At 65.0% G+C, this 14371-nt stretch carries 14 protein-coding genes; 2 read left to right on the forward strand and 12 right to left on the reverse strand.

The features are described from left to right. Positions 1-269, forward strand: a 269-nt coding sequence (locus GCT13_RS30545; protein WP_227747089.1) for a hypothetical protein, incomplete at its 5' end; no start/stop codon positions are given. A 184-nt stretch (positions 270-453) separates the two neighbouring features. Here the strand turns inward: GCT13_RS30545 and GCT13_RS30550 are convergent. From GCT13_RS30550 to GCT13_RS30565, 4 genes are all read right to left on the reverse strand, one after another. After that, on the reverse strand, positions 454-804 hold the full coding sequence (locus GCT13_RS30550) for a hypothetical protein (protein WP_152764496.1): 351 nt from the start codon (positions 802-804) through the stop codon (positions 454-456). A 184-nt stretch (positions 805-988) separates the two neighbouring features. Further along, positions 989-2482 carry an efflux transporter outer membrane subunit gene (locus GCT13_RS30555; protein WP_152764498.1) on the reverse strand — a complete coding sequence of 498 codons (1494 nt, stop codon included), beginning with the start codon at positions 2480-2482 and terminating at the stop codon, positions 989-991. A gap of 2 nt (positions 2483-2484) precedes the next feature. After that, a complete protein-coding gene (locus tag GCT13_RS30560; protein ID WP_152764501.1) occupies positions 2485-5607 on the reverse strand; it encodes an efflux RND transporter permease subunit in 3123 nt (1040 codons plus the stop codon). Next, complete coding sequence (locus GCT13_RS30565) at positions 5604-6677, reverse strand: efflux RND transporter periplasmic adaptor subunit (RefSeq protein WP_227747097.1); 1074 nt, start codon at positions 6675-6677, stop codon at positions 5604-5606. Before GCT13_RS30565 ends, GCT13_RS30560 begins: the two co-directional genes overlap by 4 nt. Before the next feature lie 340 nt (positions 6678-7017). On the opposite strand from GCT13_RS30565, the gene GCT13_RS30570 reads away from it, so the two are divergent. Continuing rightward, positions 7018-7638: a TetR/AcrR family transcriptional regulator gene (locus GCT13_RS30570; RefSeq protein ID WP_152764503.1), complete on the forward strand. Its 621-nt coding sequence runs from the start codon at positions 7018-7020 to the stop codon at positions 7636-7638. Positions 7639-7712: 74 nt separating this feature from the next. On the opposite strand, the gene GCT13_RS30575 is transcribed toward GCT13_RS30570, so the two are convergent. The 8 genes from GCT13_RS30575 to GCT13_RS30605 all read right to left on the reverse strand — a co-directional run bounded on the left by GCT13_RS30575 (position 7713) and on the right by GCT13_RS30605 (position 14301). After that, entirely contained in the window at positions 7713-8099 is a 387-nt protein-coding gene (locus tag GCT13_RS30575; protein WP_152764505.1) for a cupin domain-containing protein, read from the reverse strand. Between the two features lie 121 nt (positions 8100-8220). Then, positions 8221-9111, reverse strand: coding sequence for an AraC family transcriptional regulator (locus GCT13_RS30580; RefSeq protein ID WP_152764507.1), 891 nt, complete (start codon positions 9109-9111; stop codon positions 8221-8223). A 10-nt stretch (positions 9112-9121) separates the two neighbouring features. Further along, positions 9122-9352, reverse strand: a complete 231-nt coding sequence (locus tag GCT13_RS30585) for a DUF2795 domain-containing protein (RefSeq protein WP_152764509.1) — start codon at positions 9350-9352, stop codon at positions 9122-9124. A gap of 67 nt (positions 9353-9419) precedes the next feature. Beyond that, positions 9420-9671 carry a hypothetical protein gene (locus tag GCT13_RS30590; RefSeq protein ID WP_087735303.1) on the reverse strand — a complete coding sequence of 84 codons (252 nt, stop codon included), beginning with the start codon at positions 9669-9671 and terminating at the stop codon, positions 9420-9422. Further along, the gene (locus GCT13_RS48605) at positions 9668-9904 is read right to left on the reverse strand and encodes a hypothetical protein (protein WP_193727795.1); all 237 of its coding nucleotides are present in this window, start codon (positions 9902-9904) and stop codon (positions 9668-9670) included. The genes GCT13_RS30590 and GCT13_RS48605 overlap by 4 nt, the downstream gene beginning before the upstream one ends. 115 nt (positions 9905-10019) lie before the next feature. Next, positions 10020-11357 (reverse strand): C45 family autoproteolytic acyltransferase/hydolase, encoded by a 1338-nt coding sequence (locus GCT13_RS30595; protein WP_152764511.1) that lies wholly within the window; start codon positions 11355-11357, stop codon positions 10020-10022. A gap of 341 nt (positions 11358-11698) precedes the next feature. Next, positions 11699-13432, reverse strand: a complete 1734-nt coding sequence (locus GCT13_RS30600) for a ClcB-like voltage-gated chloride channel protein (RefSeq protein WP_321574735.1) — start codon at positions 13430-13432, stop codon at positions 11699-11701. A 131-nt stretch (positions 13433-13563) separates the two neighbouring features. Beyond that, positions 13564-14301: a glutathione S-transferase gene (locus GCT13_RS30605; RefSeq protein WP_152764515.1), complete on the reverse strand. Its 738-nt coding sequence runs from the start codon at positions 14299-14301 to the stop codon at positions 13564-13566. Positions 14302-14371 lie beyond the last annotated feature (70 nt).

Here is a 14371-nt window from a genome sequence, read left to right on the forward strand (position 1 = left end):
CGGCCGAACTTCAGCGTCAACTACGCACCTTGCTCGGCCATGACCAAATTGTTACGCAAGCCTACGGACGTCACCTGCTGATCAAACGTCTGGACGATGAGGAGCCCACTGTTGTGGCGCGCCTCACAGAGTTCGGCCGCAATCGTTATGGCGCTGCCTTCCGCAGCCATAGTGGTCGTTGGGAACCGCTGCCCGGAACCGGCTCGCTCGAGGAGATGGCCAATGTCGTCGTCACGCTCTTGCAGCCCTATTTACAGCCGGATAATTAATCAAGCAATTTACGGGATGTTGTACTAGGAGCAGGTTGTTCCGTTCGGCCTTTGGCCGCGTCTTCGGGCGCGGCCACTTTTTCAAGTCACTTCGCGTTTGGAAGTTTTCCGATCGGCAGGCAAGGGCAGCCGTGCCGCACTTGCCCTGCCGGTCTGCGCGGGACCGGCCTCTATCATGCGGGCGTCAGTGCCTGGAGCCGCTGGCATTGTTCGCCCCCTGCTGCATCAACTGATCGTCCAGTTCGTCCCATTCCTCCGGGGAGCGGTTGCGCGCGAACATGAGGCATTCCCCGTCGATCGCCTCGCTGAGGAAGATATCGGTCATGCGTTCAAGCGCCTTTAGGATGGGCTTGCGATCCGTTTCTGGGGCTTCGGGATGCTGGGCCGTGCTGATCATCGCCGTGACCATTTCGAACTCGGTGACGCGCTGGCTGGGGTGTTCGACGGCGGTGTTGCTGATGCGCTCAAGTGCCGAGAGACGGCGTGTGATGTGGAGCGGACTGGTAATGGGGCTGTCGGACTTCTCGTTCTGCATTGACTCAGACTCCGTAACGTTGAACGGACCCGTCACCACAGGATGTGGCGAGCGGGCGCAGCTTCAAGAGACTGGAAATACCGGGTGACAAGACGAACAGAACCGGCGAGCCGAAGCTCCCCCATCCACTGGCTCGCCCATTGATGGACAACAGACGTGCAGCATCAGCCGCATGCGGCGCCAATCACCGCGCGGCCGTCGCAGCGCCCGTCGATGCCGGAGCCGCGCGCGCATCGTCGACGGGCGGATTGCCCATCGCCTGGAAGAGCGCGGCCGTGTCGTTCAAACGCGCGCCCGTGTAGCGGATCTCGTCGAGCCGCGCATTGCGATACTGCTGCTCGCTCGCTCTCGCTGCCGTCACGGGCACGGCGCCCAGACGATAGCGCGCCGAGGTCTCGTCGAATGAACGCTGCGCCGTTTGTGCCGCGATATTGGCCGCATCGAGCGACTGCGCGTCGTGTTCGAGCGCGGCGAGCGTATCGGCGACGTTCTGGAACGCGGCGAGCACGGTTTGCTTGTATTGCGACACCGAGGCTTCATACGATGCGACGGCCGCGCGCCGTTGCGCGAACAATGCGCCGCCGTGGAAGATCGGCTGCGTCAGCGATGCGCCGAGGCTCCAGATCGCTCCCGCGCCCGATACCGCGACGGGCCAGCTGAACCCGCCTTGTCCCATCGACGCGTTCAGCGTCAGGCTCGGAAACATCTGCGCCGTCGCGACGCCGACTTCGGCGGCGGCTGCCTTCAGTGTCGCGTCGGCGGCCTCGATATCGGGGCGCGCCTGGAGCAGATCGGACGGCACGGACACGGGCACCTGTTCCGGCACATGCAGAGACGCGAGATCGAGTGGCGGCGGCGCCTGGTCCGGCGTGCGGCCGAGCAGCACCGCGAGCGCGTGACGCGTCGTCAGCAGTTGCTGGCGCGCGGCGGGCAGGCTCGCGGCAAGCGACGCCGCGCCTTGCTGCGCATTGAGCAGATCGCTGTGCGGCACCGCGCCGAGTTCATAGCGGCGCTGCGTGTCGCGCGCCTGATCGTTGGCGAGCGCGACGAGGCGCTCGGTCGTCTGGACCTGCGCATCGAGCATCGACGCCGAAATCGCCGCCGTCACGATGTTCGCGGCCAGCGCGCGTCGCGCCGCGTCGAACTGATAGGCCTGCACGTTCACACGCGATGCGAGCGCCGCATTCGCGAGCCGCGATGCGCCGAAGATGTCGAACGTGTACTGCGCCTGCAACTGGCCGACGAACACGTTGTACAGAAACGTGTTCGGCCCGGCTTCGGGAATTCCGAGCGCGCGTTGCCGCGTGACCTGGCCGCCCGCATCGATGGACGGCAGCATGTTGCTGCCGATCTGCGCGCGCAACTGCTCGCGCGCGGCCGTCAGGTTCTTGTCGGTGGCGGCGAGCGTCGGACTGTTGCGCAAGCCTTCGTCGACCAGCGCATTCAGCTCGTCCGACTGGAACGTGCGCCACCATTGCGGCACCGCTTTCGCACCGACGACGAACTGCTGCGTGACGCCTTGCGCGGGCACCGTTTGCGTCGGCAGCGGATCGGCGCCGTAGTGCGCGGGCTCGGGCATCGCCGGCGGATTGCCGTTCGGGCCGAACGAGCACGCGGCGGCGAGCAGAGAAGCCGCAGCCAAAGCGATGGCGCGATGGGTGATCGAAGGGAGGCTCATGATCAATTCCCCGAATGTTCGGACGGCTCGGGCCGCGGATCGCGTTCGTCACCGCGCACGCGGAACCATGCGGCGTACAGCGCGGGCAGATAGAACAGCGTGAGCACCGTTGCGCTCGTGATGCCGCCCATCAGCGCCGTCGCCATCGGGCCGAAGAAGTTCGAGCGCAACAGCGGGATCAGCGCGAGCACGGCGGCCGCCGCCGTCAGCGTGATCGGGCGGAAGCGCCGCACCGTCGCGCCGACGATCGCATCGAAGCGCTTGTGTCCCTGCGCGATGTCCTGCTCGATCTGATCGACGAGAATCACCGAGTTGCGCATGATGATGCCGAACATCGCGATCACGCCGAGCATCGCGACAAAGCCGAACGGCTTGCCGAACAGCAGCAGCGTCGCGACCACGCCGATCAGACCGAGGGGCGCCGTCAGCACGACCATCAGGACGCGCGCGAAGCTTTGTAGCTGGATCATCAGCAGCGTCAGCACCGCGATGATCATGATGGGCATCTGCGCGTTGATCGACGTCTGTCCCTTCGCGCTTTCCTCGACCGATCCGCCGATCTCGATCCGGTAGCCGACGGGCAGCGCCGCGCGAATCTGCGCGAGCTGTTTGTCGACGGCATGCGTGACGTCGATGCCTTGCGCGTTGCCGCGCACGTCGGACTGCACGGTGATCGTCGGTTGACGGTCGCGCTCCCAGATCACACCGTATTCGAGATCGCTGCGCAGCCGGCCGAGCGTGCCGAGCGGCACCGAGCCGTTGGGCGTCGGCATCGCGAGTGTCAGCAGTTGCGACGGGTCGACGCGTTCGTTCTGCGGCGCGCGCAGATCGACGCTGATCAGCTTGTCGCGCTCGCGGTACTGCGTGACGGTATAACCCGAGAGCGTCATCGCGAGAAAGCTCGATACGTCCGCCGACGTGATGCCTAGTTCGCGTACCTTCTTCTGGTCGACTTCGAAGCGCACCGAGCGCTCGGCCGGTTCGTCCCAGTCGAACTGCACGTTCGCCGTGCCGGGATTCGCGCGCATCGTCGCGGCCACTTTCTCGGCGATCGAGCGCACCGTCGCGATATCGTCGCCGCTCACGCGGAACTGCACGGGATAGCCGACGGGCGGGCCGTTTTCGAGGCGCGACAGGCGCGTGCGGATCGCGGGGAAGTCGTTGCGCAGTTTCGGTTCGAGCCAGCGCGCGAGCTTCTCGCGATCCTCGACAGTCTTCGCGGTGATCACGAACTGTGCGAAGTTCGGCGTCTGCAATTGCTGGTCGAGCGGCAGATAGAAGCGTGGCGCGCCGGAGCCGACGAAGTCCACCGAATGATCGATTTCGGGCCTGCCTTCAAGGGCTTTTTCGATGCGCTGCGCCTGGCGCAATGTCGCATCGAACGAGGCGCCTTCGGGCAGGCGCACGTCGACGAGCAGCTCCGGCCGGTCCGAGCTCGGAAAGAACTGCTGCGGCACGAGCGTGAAGCCCGCCAGCGACACGACGAACAGGATGACCGTGATCGCGAGCACGACGAAGCGCCGCTCGATGCACCAGCTGATCCAGCCCGTCAGCCGCCGATAGAAGCGCGTTCCGTAGATGTCGTGCTCGTGGTCGTCGGGCTCGTGCGCCTGACGCTTGCGCTCGGGCAGCATGTGATAGCCGAGCATCGGAATCAGCACGACGGCGGCGAGCCACGATGCGATCAGCGCAATCGCCGACACTTCGAAAATCGAGCGCGTATATTCGCCCGTGCTCGACTTCGCAAGCGCGATCGGCAGAAAGCCCGACACGGTGACGAGCGTGCCCGTCAGCATCGGGAACGCCGTGCTGGTGTACGCGAACGCCGCGGAGCGCGTGCGGTTCCAGCCCTGTTCTAGCTTCACGGCCATCATTTCGACGGCGATGATCGCATCGTCGACGAGCAGGCCGAGCGCGAGCACGAGCGTGCCCAGCGATACCTTGTGCAGGCCGATATCGAACAGATACATGCACAGCGCGGTGACGGCGAGCACGACGGGAATCGAGATCACGACGACCATCCCCGTGCGCACGCCCAACGACACGAGGCTCACGATCAGTACGATCAGCACCGCTTCGGCGACGGCTTCGAGAAAATCGTCGACGGAGCGCGAGACCGCGTGCGGCATGCTCGACACTTCGACGAGCTTCAGTCCCGCGGGCAGATGCGCCTGCAGCTCCGTCATCTTCGCGTCGAGCGCCTTGCCGAGCTGGATCACGTCGCCGCCCGGCTGCATCGTCACGCCGATGCCGAGCACAGGCTTGCCCTGAAAGCGCATCTGCGTGACGGGCGGATCGTCGTAGCCGCGCCTGATCGTCGCGATATCGCCGAGCCGGAACGAGCGGCCGTTGATGCGGATCAGCGTGTCGGCGAGCGCGTTCAGATCGTTGAATTGCCCCGTCGGACGCACGAACACGCGGTCGTCGTGGGTCGTCAGCGTGCCGGACGGCGACACGCTGTTCTGCGAGTTGATCGCCTGCGCAAGCTGTTGCGGCGTGATGCCGAGGCGCGTGAGCTGCGTGTTGGCGATTTCGACGTAGACGTGCTGATCGGGATCGCCGAAATAGTCGACTTTCGCCACGCCCGGCACGCGCAACAGCACCGTGCGCAGTTCGTCCGCGTAGTCGTGCAGTTGCGCCGCCGAGAAGCCGTCGCCTTCGAGCGTGTAGATGTTCGTGTAGACGTCGCCGAATTCGTCGTTGAAGAAAGGGCCCTGGATGCCTGGCGGCAATGTCTGCGCAATGTCGCCGACCTTCTTGCGCACCTGATACCAGGTTTCGGGCACATCCTTGACGGGCGCGGAGTCCTTCATCGTGAAGAAGATCAGCGATTCGCCGGGGCGCGAATAGCTGCGCAGAAAATCGATCGCGGGTGTTTCCTGCAGCTTGCGGCCGATGCGGTCGGTGACCTGTTCCTGGACCTGGCGCGCTGTCGCGCCGGGCCAGAAGGTGCGGATCACCATCACGCGGAACGTGAACGGCGGATCTTCCGATTGCGCGAGTTTCGTATAGGCGAGGATGCCGAACGCCGTCGCGAGCGTGATCAGAAAGACGACGAGCGCCTGATGGCGCAGCGCCCATGCGGACAGGTTGAAGCGTCCTTCCTCATTCTGCGCAGTGCTCATGACGCGAAATCCTCGGGGTGCAGCGGCGGCACGACGCGGACTTTTTCTCCCGCCGTCACCGTATGCACGCCTTGCCACACGATACGCTCGCCCTCGTTCAAGCCTTGTGTGACCGCGATGGTCCGCTCGGTGTAATGCGCGACCTGCACGCGACGCAATTCGAGCTGATCGCCGCCTGCGCGCACGACCCACACGGCGGGCGTCGTGCCGTCATGAAAGAGCGCGGTGGACGGTAGCGTGAACGACGCGGGCTGGTTGCTGGCGTGGTCGCGGGAGAAGTCGATATCGGCCGTCATGCCGAGACGCACGTCCGGCCCCGGATGATCGAGCGTGAGCTTCGCGCGATACGTGCGGCTCTGCGGGTCGGCAGCAGGCGACAGTTCGCGCACGCGCGCATCGAACGTGCGGCCGGGCAGCGCGCCCAGCTTGATGGTCGCCGCCTGTCCGACGCGCAGCGACGCGAGCGCGCCTTCGGGCACGTCGCAGACCACATCGACGTCGCCGGACCATGCGAGGCTGTACACGGCCTGTCCCGCCGATACGTTCTGCCCCGTATCCGCCTGTTCGGCCGTGATGACGCCCGCGTGATCGGCGGCGAGCGTCGCGTATTGCAGCTGGTCCTTCGCGAGCGCGGCCTGCTGAGCGGCCTGATCGCGCTGCGCGGCCGCCGACGCATACGCGTCTTCCGTCTGTTCCAGTTGCGTCTGCGCGATCAGATTCTCATGCGCCTGCGCGCGGTCGCGGTCGAGCTGCTGCTTTGCATAGACGAGCCGGTGCTGCGCGGCTTCGAGCTGCGCGGCGGCGCTCGCGGCGTTCTTCTGCGCGTCGGCGGGATCGAGCCGCGCGACGACCTGGCCGTTCTGGACCACGTCGCCAAGACGCACGCGGCGCTCGATGATCTTGCCGGCGATACGGAACGACAGCGGCGTCGAATAACGCGCCTGCACTTCGCCGGGCAGCGATGCCGCGAGCGGCAGTCCGTCCGCATGCACGGCGACGGCCACCACGGGCCGGGGCGCGGGCGCGGCGGCTTCCTTGTTGTGGCACGCGGCAAGCGTCAGCGCGCCCATGACGACGAGCGCACCGATCTTCGCATGACGAAGCAGCGGCAAAGACAGGGAAGATGAAGCGAGGCGGAACGGCTTGCGCGCGCGAGACGACGCGCCACGACGGGAACGATTCACGATGCCTCCGGGCTGGAGAAGCAAACGAATACGGCAAGCCAGAGGCTACCGACGGCGTGCTGCTGAATGTGCTGCAGAGCGGCCTGCGAGCGCTGCAATTCAACCCGCATCGCATCGAGGTCCGTAATTTCACCCATTGATCCGGATGGTGCTCTGCATTCTAATACATATCTGTATCTGAATGCAAAGATGAATCTCGGGACGGACCAATGCTAGACTGTTAAATATGAAACGCAAACGACTCACGCGAGAACAGAGCAAAGACCAGACGCGCCTGCGTCTGCTGGATGCTGCGCAGGCCATTTTCATGAAGAAGGGGTTTGCGGCGGCGAGCGTCGAAGACATCGCCGAGGCGGCGGGCTACACGCGCGGCGCGTTCTACTCGAACTTCCGCAGCAAGCCCGAGCTCTTTCTGGAATTGCTGCGGCGCGACCATGAATCGATGCAGGCGGAACTGCACAGCATCTTCGAAGAAAACGCGACGCGCGAAGAAATGGAAGCGAACGTGCTGCGCTACTACAGCCGTTTGCCGCGCGATAACAAGTACTTCCTGTTATGGGTCGAAGCGAAGCTGCTCGCCGCGCGCGACGCGCGTTTTCGCGTGCGCTTCAACGCGTTCCTGCACGAGAAGCTCGAACAGCTGACCGAGTACATCGCCGAGTTTTCGGTGCGTGTCGGCACGCCGCTGCCATTGCCTGCGGAAACGCTGGCGCTCGGGCTGATGGGTCTGTGCGACGGCATGCAGTTTTTCTTTACCGTCGATCCGCAAAACATCTCGGGCGAGCGCGCGGAAGAGGTGCTGGGCAACTTCTTCGCGCGCGTCGTGTTCGGCAGGACGATGGGGTAGGGGACGGCGGGTCAGACGCGGCCGTTGAAGCGTGGCCGCGCGCACCGCGCTTTACCGTGCGCAATGCAACGCGCTCAGATCCACACGTCGTTCGCGGCTGTCCGGTCGCTGCTCTCGTCGCCCGTGTTCTTGACGCCGCGCGGTTCGATCAACAGCAGCTTCACTTCTTTTTCCGCGTAGGGCTTGTGCTCCTTGCCCTTCGGCACGACGAACATTTCTCCCGCCGACACATGCACGGCGCCGTCACGAAAGTCGATCCGCAGATCGCCTTCCAGCACGATGAAGGTTTCATCCGTCTCCGCGTGGTTGTGCCAGATGAAATCGCCTTCGATCTTGACGATCTTGAACTGGTAGTCGTTCATCTCGGCCACGACGCGCGGTTGCCACTGCTCATGAATGCGGCTGAGTTTGTCGGCGAAATTGATGGGCTCGAATCGGGTTGACTGATCGGTTGCGGGCATGGCGTCTCCTCAGTTGAAGTCCACGCGACGGAGTGTAGGCGCGCGCGCTCGCGGGCGTCTTGAACGTTTGTGCACGCTTCGAATGCTGGACCCAGCGCTGAACCTCGCGCTGGCCCCTTATTCAGCGGGACTGGCTTCTGAGCATCTTCAGCCAGCGCGATGGCGTCACGCCATACGCCGCCATGAAGTGCCGCGTCATATGGCTCTGGTCCGCGAAACCGGCGGCGGCCGCCGCGTCCGCGAGCATCTGGCCGCGCAGCAGCGCTTCTCGCACGGCATCGAGGCGGCGCATCGTCAGATAGTGATGCGGGCTCGTGCCGAAGAACGCGCGGAAATCGCGCGACAGGCTCCAGCGGTCCCGGCCGCTTGCGGCAGTCAGTTCGTCGAGTGTGACGGGACGCTCGAGCGCCGCGTGCAGATAGTCGCGCGCGAGCAGCGCCGCGCGGAAATCGGCGGAGGCGCGCGCCGGCCGCGCACCGGACACGGCATCGAGCGCATGCGCGAGATCGTAAAGGGCGTCGTCCTGTTCGAGCAGGTCCATCGCGGCGTCGATGCCTTGCAGCAGCGCCCGCGTCGCGGCGGCAAGACGCGGATCGTCCGACAGCCCGCCTTCGATGAACGGCAGCGGCTTGCCGCCGAGCGCTGCCTGAAAGAGGGCTGGCTCGACGTAGATCATCCGGTAGCGAAAGCCCTCGGCGGTGCCGGCCTGGCCGTCGTGAGGCTCGTCCGGGTGCAGCACGATCGTGCCGCCGGGGAGGCTGTTGCACACGCTGCGCCGGTAGTGGAAGCTTTGCACGCCCGCGAGTGTGCGGCCGATCGCATAGGTATCGTGCCGATGCAGCGCGTAGCCATTGTGCTGGAAGAAGGCCTCGATGCGTTCGACGCCGCCCTGTGCGGGCGCGCGGCGAATCCAGTCGCGCTTGCCGTGAACATCCGGCTCAGGCCGCTGCTCCGCCCGCCGCGACCGTTCCTGAATCGCGGACGCCTTGTGCGCGCCTCGCTCGTGCCGCATGTTCAGTCCGTCAGATGCCAAGACCGGGGCCGAAATTGCTGCCGATCAGCTTCGTCACAGAATCGATATCCGCGTAGTCCTGCTCGGGCAGGCCGTCGAGCATTGAGAGCACTTCGTTGCTTGCGCCTGCTTCGCGCGCGGCGTCGACGAGCGCGTCCTTGTTCAGCGGATAGCTGACGCCGTGCAGAACGTCGGCGATCTGCAGGTCGATCGATTCGCGGGGGATGGCTGATCCCGTCATGCTCGCGCTCCATTGTTCTGAAAGTTATCGACACGAACGGGACGATCTGTCGATCCCGTACGTAGCGTCACGTCTGCAGATGCTCGTCCTGCGCCTTGAAGCCGCGCTCCAGATGCCGCGATTTCGGCAGCGCGATATGTTCCCATCGCTCCGGCCGGATATCGGTCTGGGCCGCGACGTCCGGCGCGGCGGGCGCGACGGGGGCGGCATTGGCGCGGGCGGCGGCTATGTCGAACGTGCCGTCCGTTGCCGTATGCACCGGCGCGGCGAAACACGAGGCCGACAACGTCACCATGGTCAACAGCGTCGAGGTTTTCATCGCTCGACCTCCTTTTCCAGGCAGCGCGGGAACATCACGCAAGCGTTATGCCATTCCGATGGCGACGGATTGGCGCCCGCCTGGCGCGGCTGCCGTCTGCGAGCGCCGCGCATCTTTCCCATATTACGCCAGTTATTTTTACAAGCGCTGGTGGCGCGTCGCGGGAACTCGCCCGTCGCGCGCCTGGCATTGATTTCTCGAAAGATTTCGTCGCGAGCCGTCGTGCCGCCCATGCCGCGAGCGCGAGACCGCGCGTTGCGTCGCGCATTACGTATGTAGAAATCGGGTCGCGTTAACCCCGTGGCCTCGCGTAGCGCACGCGTTAAGGCGGCGTGGGCGTGGAGGACTTCAGCGCAGCACGTCAAAGCGCGTCCACGGCCACGAAGGCCGGTCGCGCATGTAGCCGTTCAGCCAGTTCCATTGTGGATGGCGTTTCATGAACGCTTGCGCGTCGAACGGGCGCCCGCATGGATGACCCCAGCGCGCGTCGAACGCCATCTCGCGCGCCATCTCGCTGTCGACGACCTTGCCGTCGTTGGCGCCCCAAGGATTGAACGGACCGTGATCCGAGCCGCCGAAGCGCTGGTCGTCGAGTTCGAGATGGCCGCAGATCGTCCGCGAGCACGGGTTATCGGGGCGGTCGAGGTAGACGTCGTGATGATCGGCGATCATGGCCTTCGCCAGTTCGACGTCGATCCGCCCGCGATGTATCTCTTCGAGCTGCATGAAGCGCAGCCGACGCGCACCGTTTCTGCGCACGTCGGTGTAGTCCTCGCCTTCGCCCGTGCATTCCTGATTGCGGATCTTCAGGTCGGCCGCCGTGTTGTAGCCGCTGTAGAAGCCGTCCTGGGTGCTTTCGAAACCGGAGTAGTGCAGGCCGAGTTCATAGCGGGCGATCTCGCCCGTCTTGATGTCGCCGAGCAGCCAGCTGTTCGCATAGCCGCCGTTGTTCGCGAGCGCGAACATCTCGCACCATTCGCCGATGCTGTTCGCATATTGCGTCGCGCGCCGCGACCGATAGAACTCCGGTGCGCCTGCTGCGTTGTAGCCCGCGAAGTTCGAGATCGTCGTCTCCGTCACCATCAGGCCCGCCGACGTGACCCAGAAATCCGTCAGGCTCGAAATGCAGCCGGGCAGTCCCTGCATCAGAATGCGGTTGCCCGATTCGGGGACGATGTCGAACACGACGTTGAACGCGTCGCCGGCCGCGTAGCGGTCCCACGAGTTGTGCGCCATCACGATGCGGCCGTCGCGCGTCGCGCTGCCCGTCGCGATGAATGCGCTGCAATGATGTCCGCGCCGACCTCGCCACGGCTTGAGGCCGAGTTGCGGTTTCTGCTGCGCGGCGTGCTGCGGCCACCAGCTTTGCAGCAGATCCATATAGCCGTTCCATGCGAGCACTTCGGCGAAGGGCAGCTTTGCGCCGTCGGCGATGCCCTGGATTTCGTCGGCGAATTCATGATCGATGCGCGGCGCGAACTGCTCGACGGCGGCGTTGACGAACGTGTCGAAATCTTCACCCGTGTCCCATTTCGCGAGATAGCGCGCAGTGCGGATCGCATTCTGGATTTCGGCGGCGAGCAACTGGCCGTGCTGCTCGCCACGGTCGTACGGCTCGCCCTCTATATGCACGAAGATCCAGCCCGCGTGATCGCGGCGCACGGCATCGATGGACGGTTCGCTCATCTTCGCTCCCGTTCGTAGAGCGCGGCATCGCCGCCGGCGTTGCTCAGCGCCGTGTATCGCGGGATGCGGCCTGCGGCTCGTCTATGGTCAATTCATTGTAGAGAAATTGCCGGGCTTTGCCATGCGCCGAACGGGCGATGCGCCGGCGGGCAAGCACAGGCAAGCACAGGCAAGCACAGGCAAGCACAGGCAAGCACAGGCAAGCACAGGCAAGCACAGGCAAGCACAGGCAAGCACAGGCAAGCACAGGCAAGCACAGGCAAGCACAGGCAAGCACAGGCAAGCGCAGGCAAGCGCAGGCAAGCGCAGGCAAGCGCAGGCAAGCGCAGGCGGACAGGCGCCTAGCGCGCGGGGTTCATGCGGAAGTACGCATCGAGCAGCGACGTCTTGTAGACGACGCCCGCGAGCGTCGGCCGCGCGGTGCTTTCGACGACGGGCAGCCGTTCGCCCTGGAACGCCATGAAATGCTGAAGCGCGACGCCGAGCGGCATGTCGGGCGTGAGCACGTCGAAGTGCGGCTGCAGATAGTCGGCGGCCGTCTTGGCGGACGTATCGGTCCTGTCGAGCAGATCGGAGGTGATGTCCTTCAGCGCGACGACGCCCAGAAAGCAGCCGCCTTCGTCCGTCACGTACAGATACTTGACGGGATACTCGAGGAACACGCGCGTCATGTCGTGCACCGTCGCGTTGGGCTGCACGACGGTTTGCGGCGGACGGATCAGCTCGCGCATCTGCGTCGCGCGCAGACGCATGCGTTCCTGTTCCTCGCGGTTCCGGTGCAGCGTGATCTCGTACATCGACGTCTTGCCGATCGCGCGCGCCGCAAAGTAGGCGACCACGCACGACACCATCAGCGGCAGCACGACCTGATAGCTCAACGTCATTTCGAAGATCATCAGGATCGCCATCAGCGGCGCCTGTGTCGCGCCCGCGAGGAACGCGCCCATGCCGACCATCGCGTACGCGAACGGCGCGGACGTCGCGTGCGGCCAGAGCGCGTTCATGCCGAGCCCGAACAGCGAGCCGAGCGCGGCACCGACGAAGAGCGTCGGCGTGAACACGCCACCGACGGCGCCCGAGCCGACGGTCGCCGCCGTCGCGATCACCTTGAACGCGAGCACGACGAGGAGCGCCGTCCACGTCCACGGCGAATGCAGGATCGAGTTCACGACGCTATAGCCATTGCCCCACACTTCGGGCGTCCACGCCGACAGAATGCCGACGATCAGACCGCCGAGCGCGAGCCGGATCGGCAACGGTAATGGCAGGCGCCGGAAGGCGGACTTGCTCGTGTCGATGAGCCGCAGGAACTGCGGCGCGGCCACGCCGCACAGCAGGCCGAGCGCGACGAAGAGCAGCACTTCGAGGCCCGCGACAGGCGGGAACACGGGCATCTCGTAAGGCGGCTTGTAGCCGGCGAACTCGCGCATCATGATGTTCGCGACCACCGACGACACGACGACGGGCCCGAAGCTTTCCATCGCGATCGAGCCGAGCACGATCTCGGTGACGAAGAATGCGCCCGCGATAGGCGCACTATACGCCGACGTGATACCCGCTGCCGCGCCGCACGCGACGAGCAGGCGCAGGCGCGGCGGATCGAAATGCACGAGGCGGCCGATCAGCGACGCGCCGAGCGCCGCGAGTTGCACCATCGGGCCTTCGCGGCCGATCGAGCCACCGCTCGAAATCGTGAACAGTGACGACACGCTGCGCCACAGGCTCACGCGCACGGGCACGATGCCATCGCCGATCACGACGGCTTCCATGTAGTCGGTATGCAGCTTCTTGTCGACGCCGCGTTGCGCGAGCAACAGCAGTCCGCCCGCGATGAGGCCGCCGAACGCAGGCAGCGCGATGCGCATCGCGATGGGCAGACGCCGTGCCATTTCGACGAGACTGCCGTCCTGTCCGGTGAACACGCGCTGCAACAGCGCGATGCCTTCGCGAAACGCGATCGTCGCGAAAGCGCCCGCGATGCCGACGATCACCGACCACACCAGCATCGTGTGCGCGTCGGACAGACGGAACAGGTTGGCCGCGCGCGTGCGCAGTCTGAGCAGAAATGAAAGCACGGAAGAATCGGGCGTCTGAAGGTTGGTTTTGCGCAGCATGATATCGACAGCGCGCGACGAAAGGTTTAAGGGCGGCGCGTCTCGCTCGCATACGCGCCGCTGCGTTGGGACAGGAGGGCGGTGTCAGCTCATCAGCGCGCGTCCTTGTCGAGTTCGGGATAGTGCCGGAATATGCCCGTTTCGTTGTACGGCAGACGGCGTTCGGAAGCGAGATACGCCGCGATGTTCGGCCGCTTGAGCACCGCGTCGTGCAGCGCGGCGAGGCGCGGGTAGTGCTGGCCGAAATGCTTCATCGCGCGCGGAAATGCATAGTGCAAACCGTCGATCAGTTGGAACATCGACAGGTCGACATACGTGAGCCTGTCGCCGGCCATGTGTTTATCGCCGGCCGGGTTCTGCTTCAGCACGCGCTCGAAATAGCGCATGAACTTCGGGATGCGTTGGTCGATGAAATCCGTCGCGCGGCTTTTGGCGGCTTCTTTCTGCTCCTCGTAGTACATGCCCGACGCAAGCGGGTGATGGGTGTCGTGGACTTCCGTGACGACGTCGGCGATCGTCAGCTGCAGGCCGTTCGCTACGTAGCGCAGGCTCTCGATCTGCGGCGCGAGATTCAGCTTCGGCCCGAGGTAGAACAGGATGTTCGCGGTCTGCGAAACGATCAGGTCGCCGTCGCGCAGAAACGGCGGCGCGAACGGCGGGTAGGGTTCCGTCCGGCTGTTCATCACGTCGATCATCGCGCCCGTGCCGAGCCCGTCCTGTTCGTCGCCACGCGCCACCTCGACGTAGTCCGCGCGCGCTTCTTCCAGTGCGAGCCGCACGAATTCGCCGCGGCCCTGCAGTCCGTCCCAGTAATAGAGTTGATAAGTCATCGATCGGTCCTCACTCGGTTGTCGGTGGCGTCGTTGAGCGCCACGCATGCACACGGTCGGGAGCTAGAAG

The sequence above is a fragment of the Paraburkholderia franconis genome, from assembly GCF_009362735.1.
Lineage (GTDB): Bacteria > Pseudomonadota > Gammaproteobacteria > Burkholderiales > Burkholderiaceae > Paraburkholderia > Paraburkholderia franconis.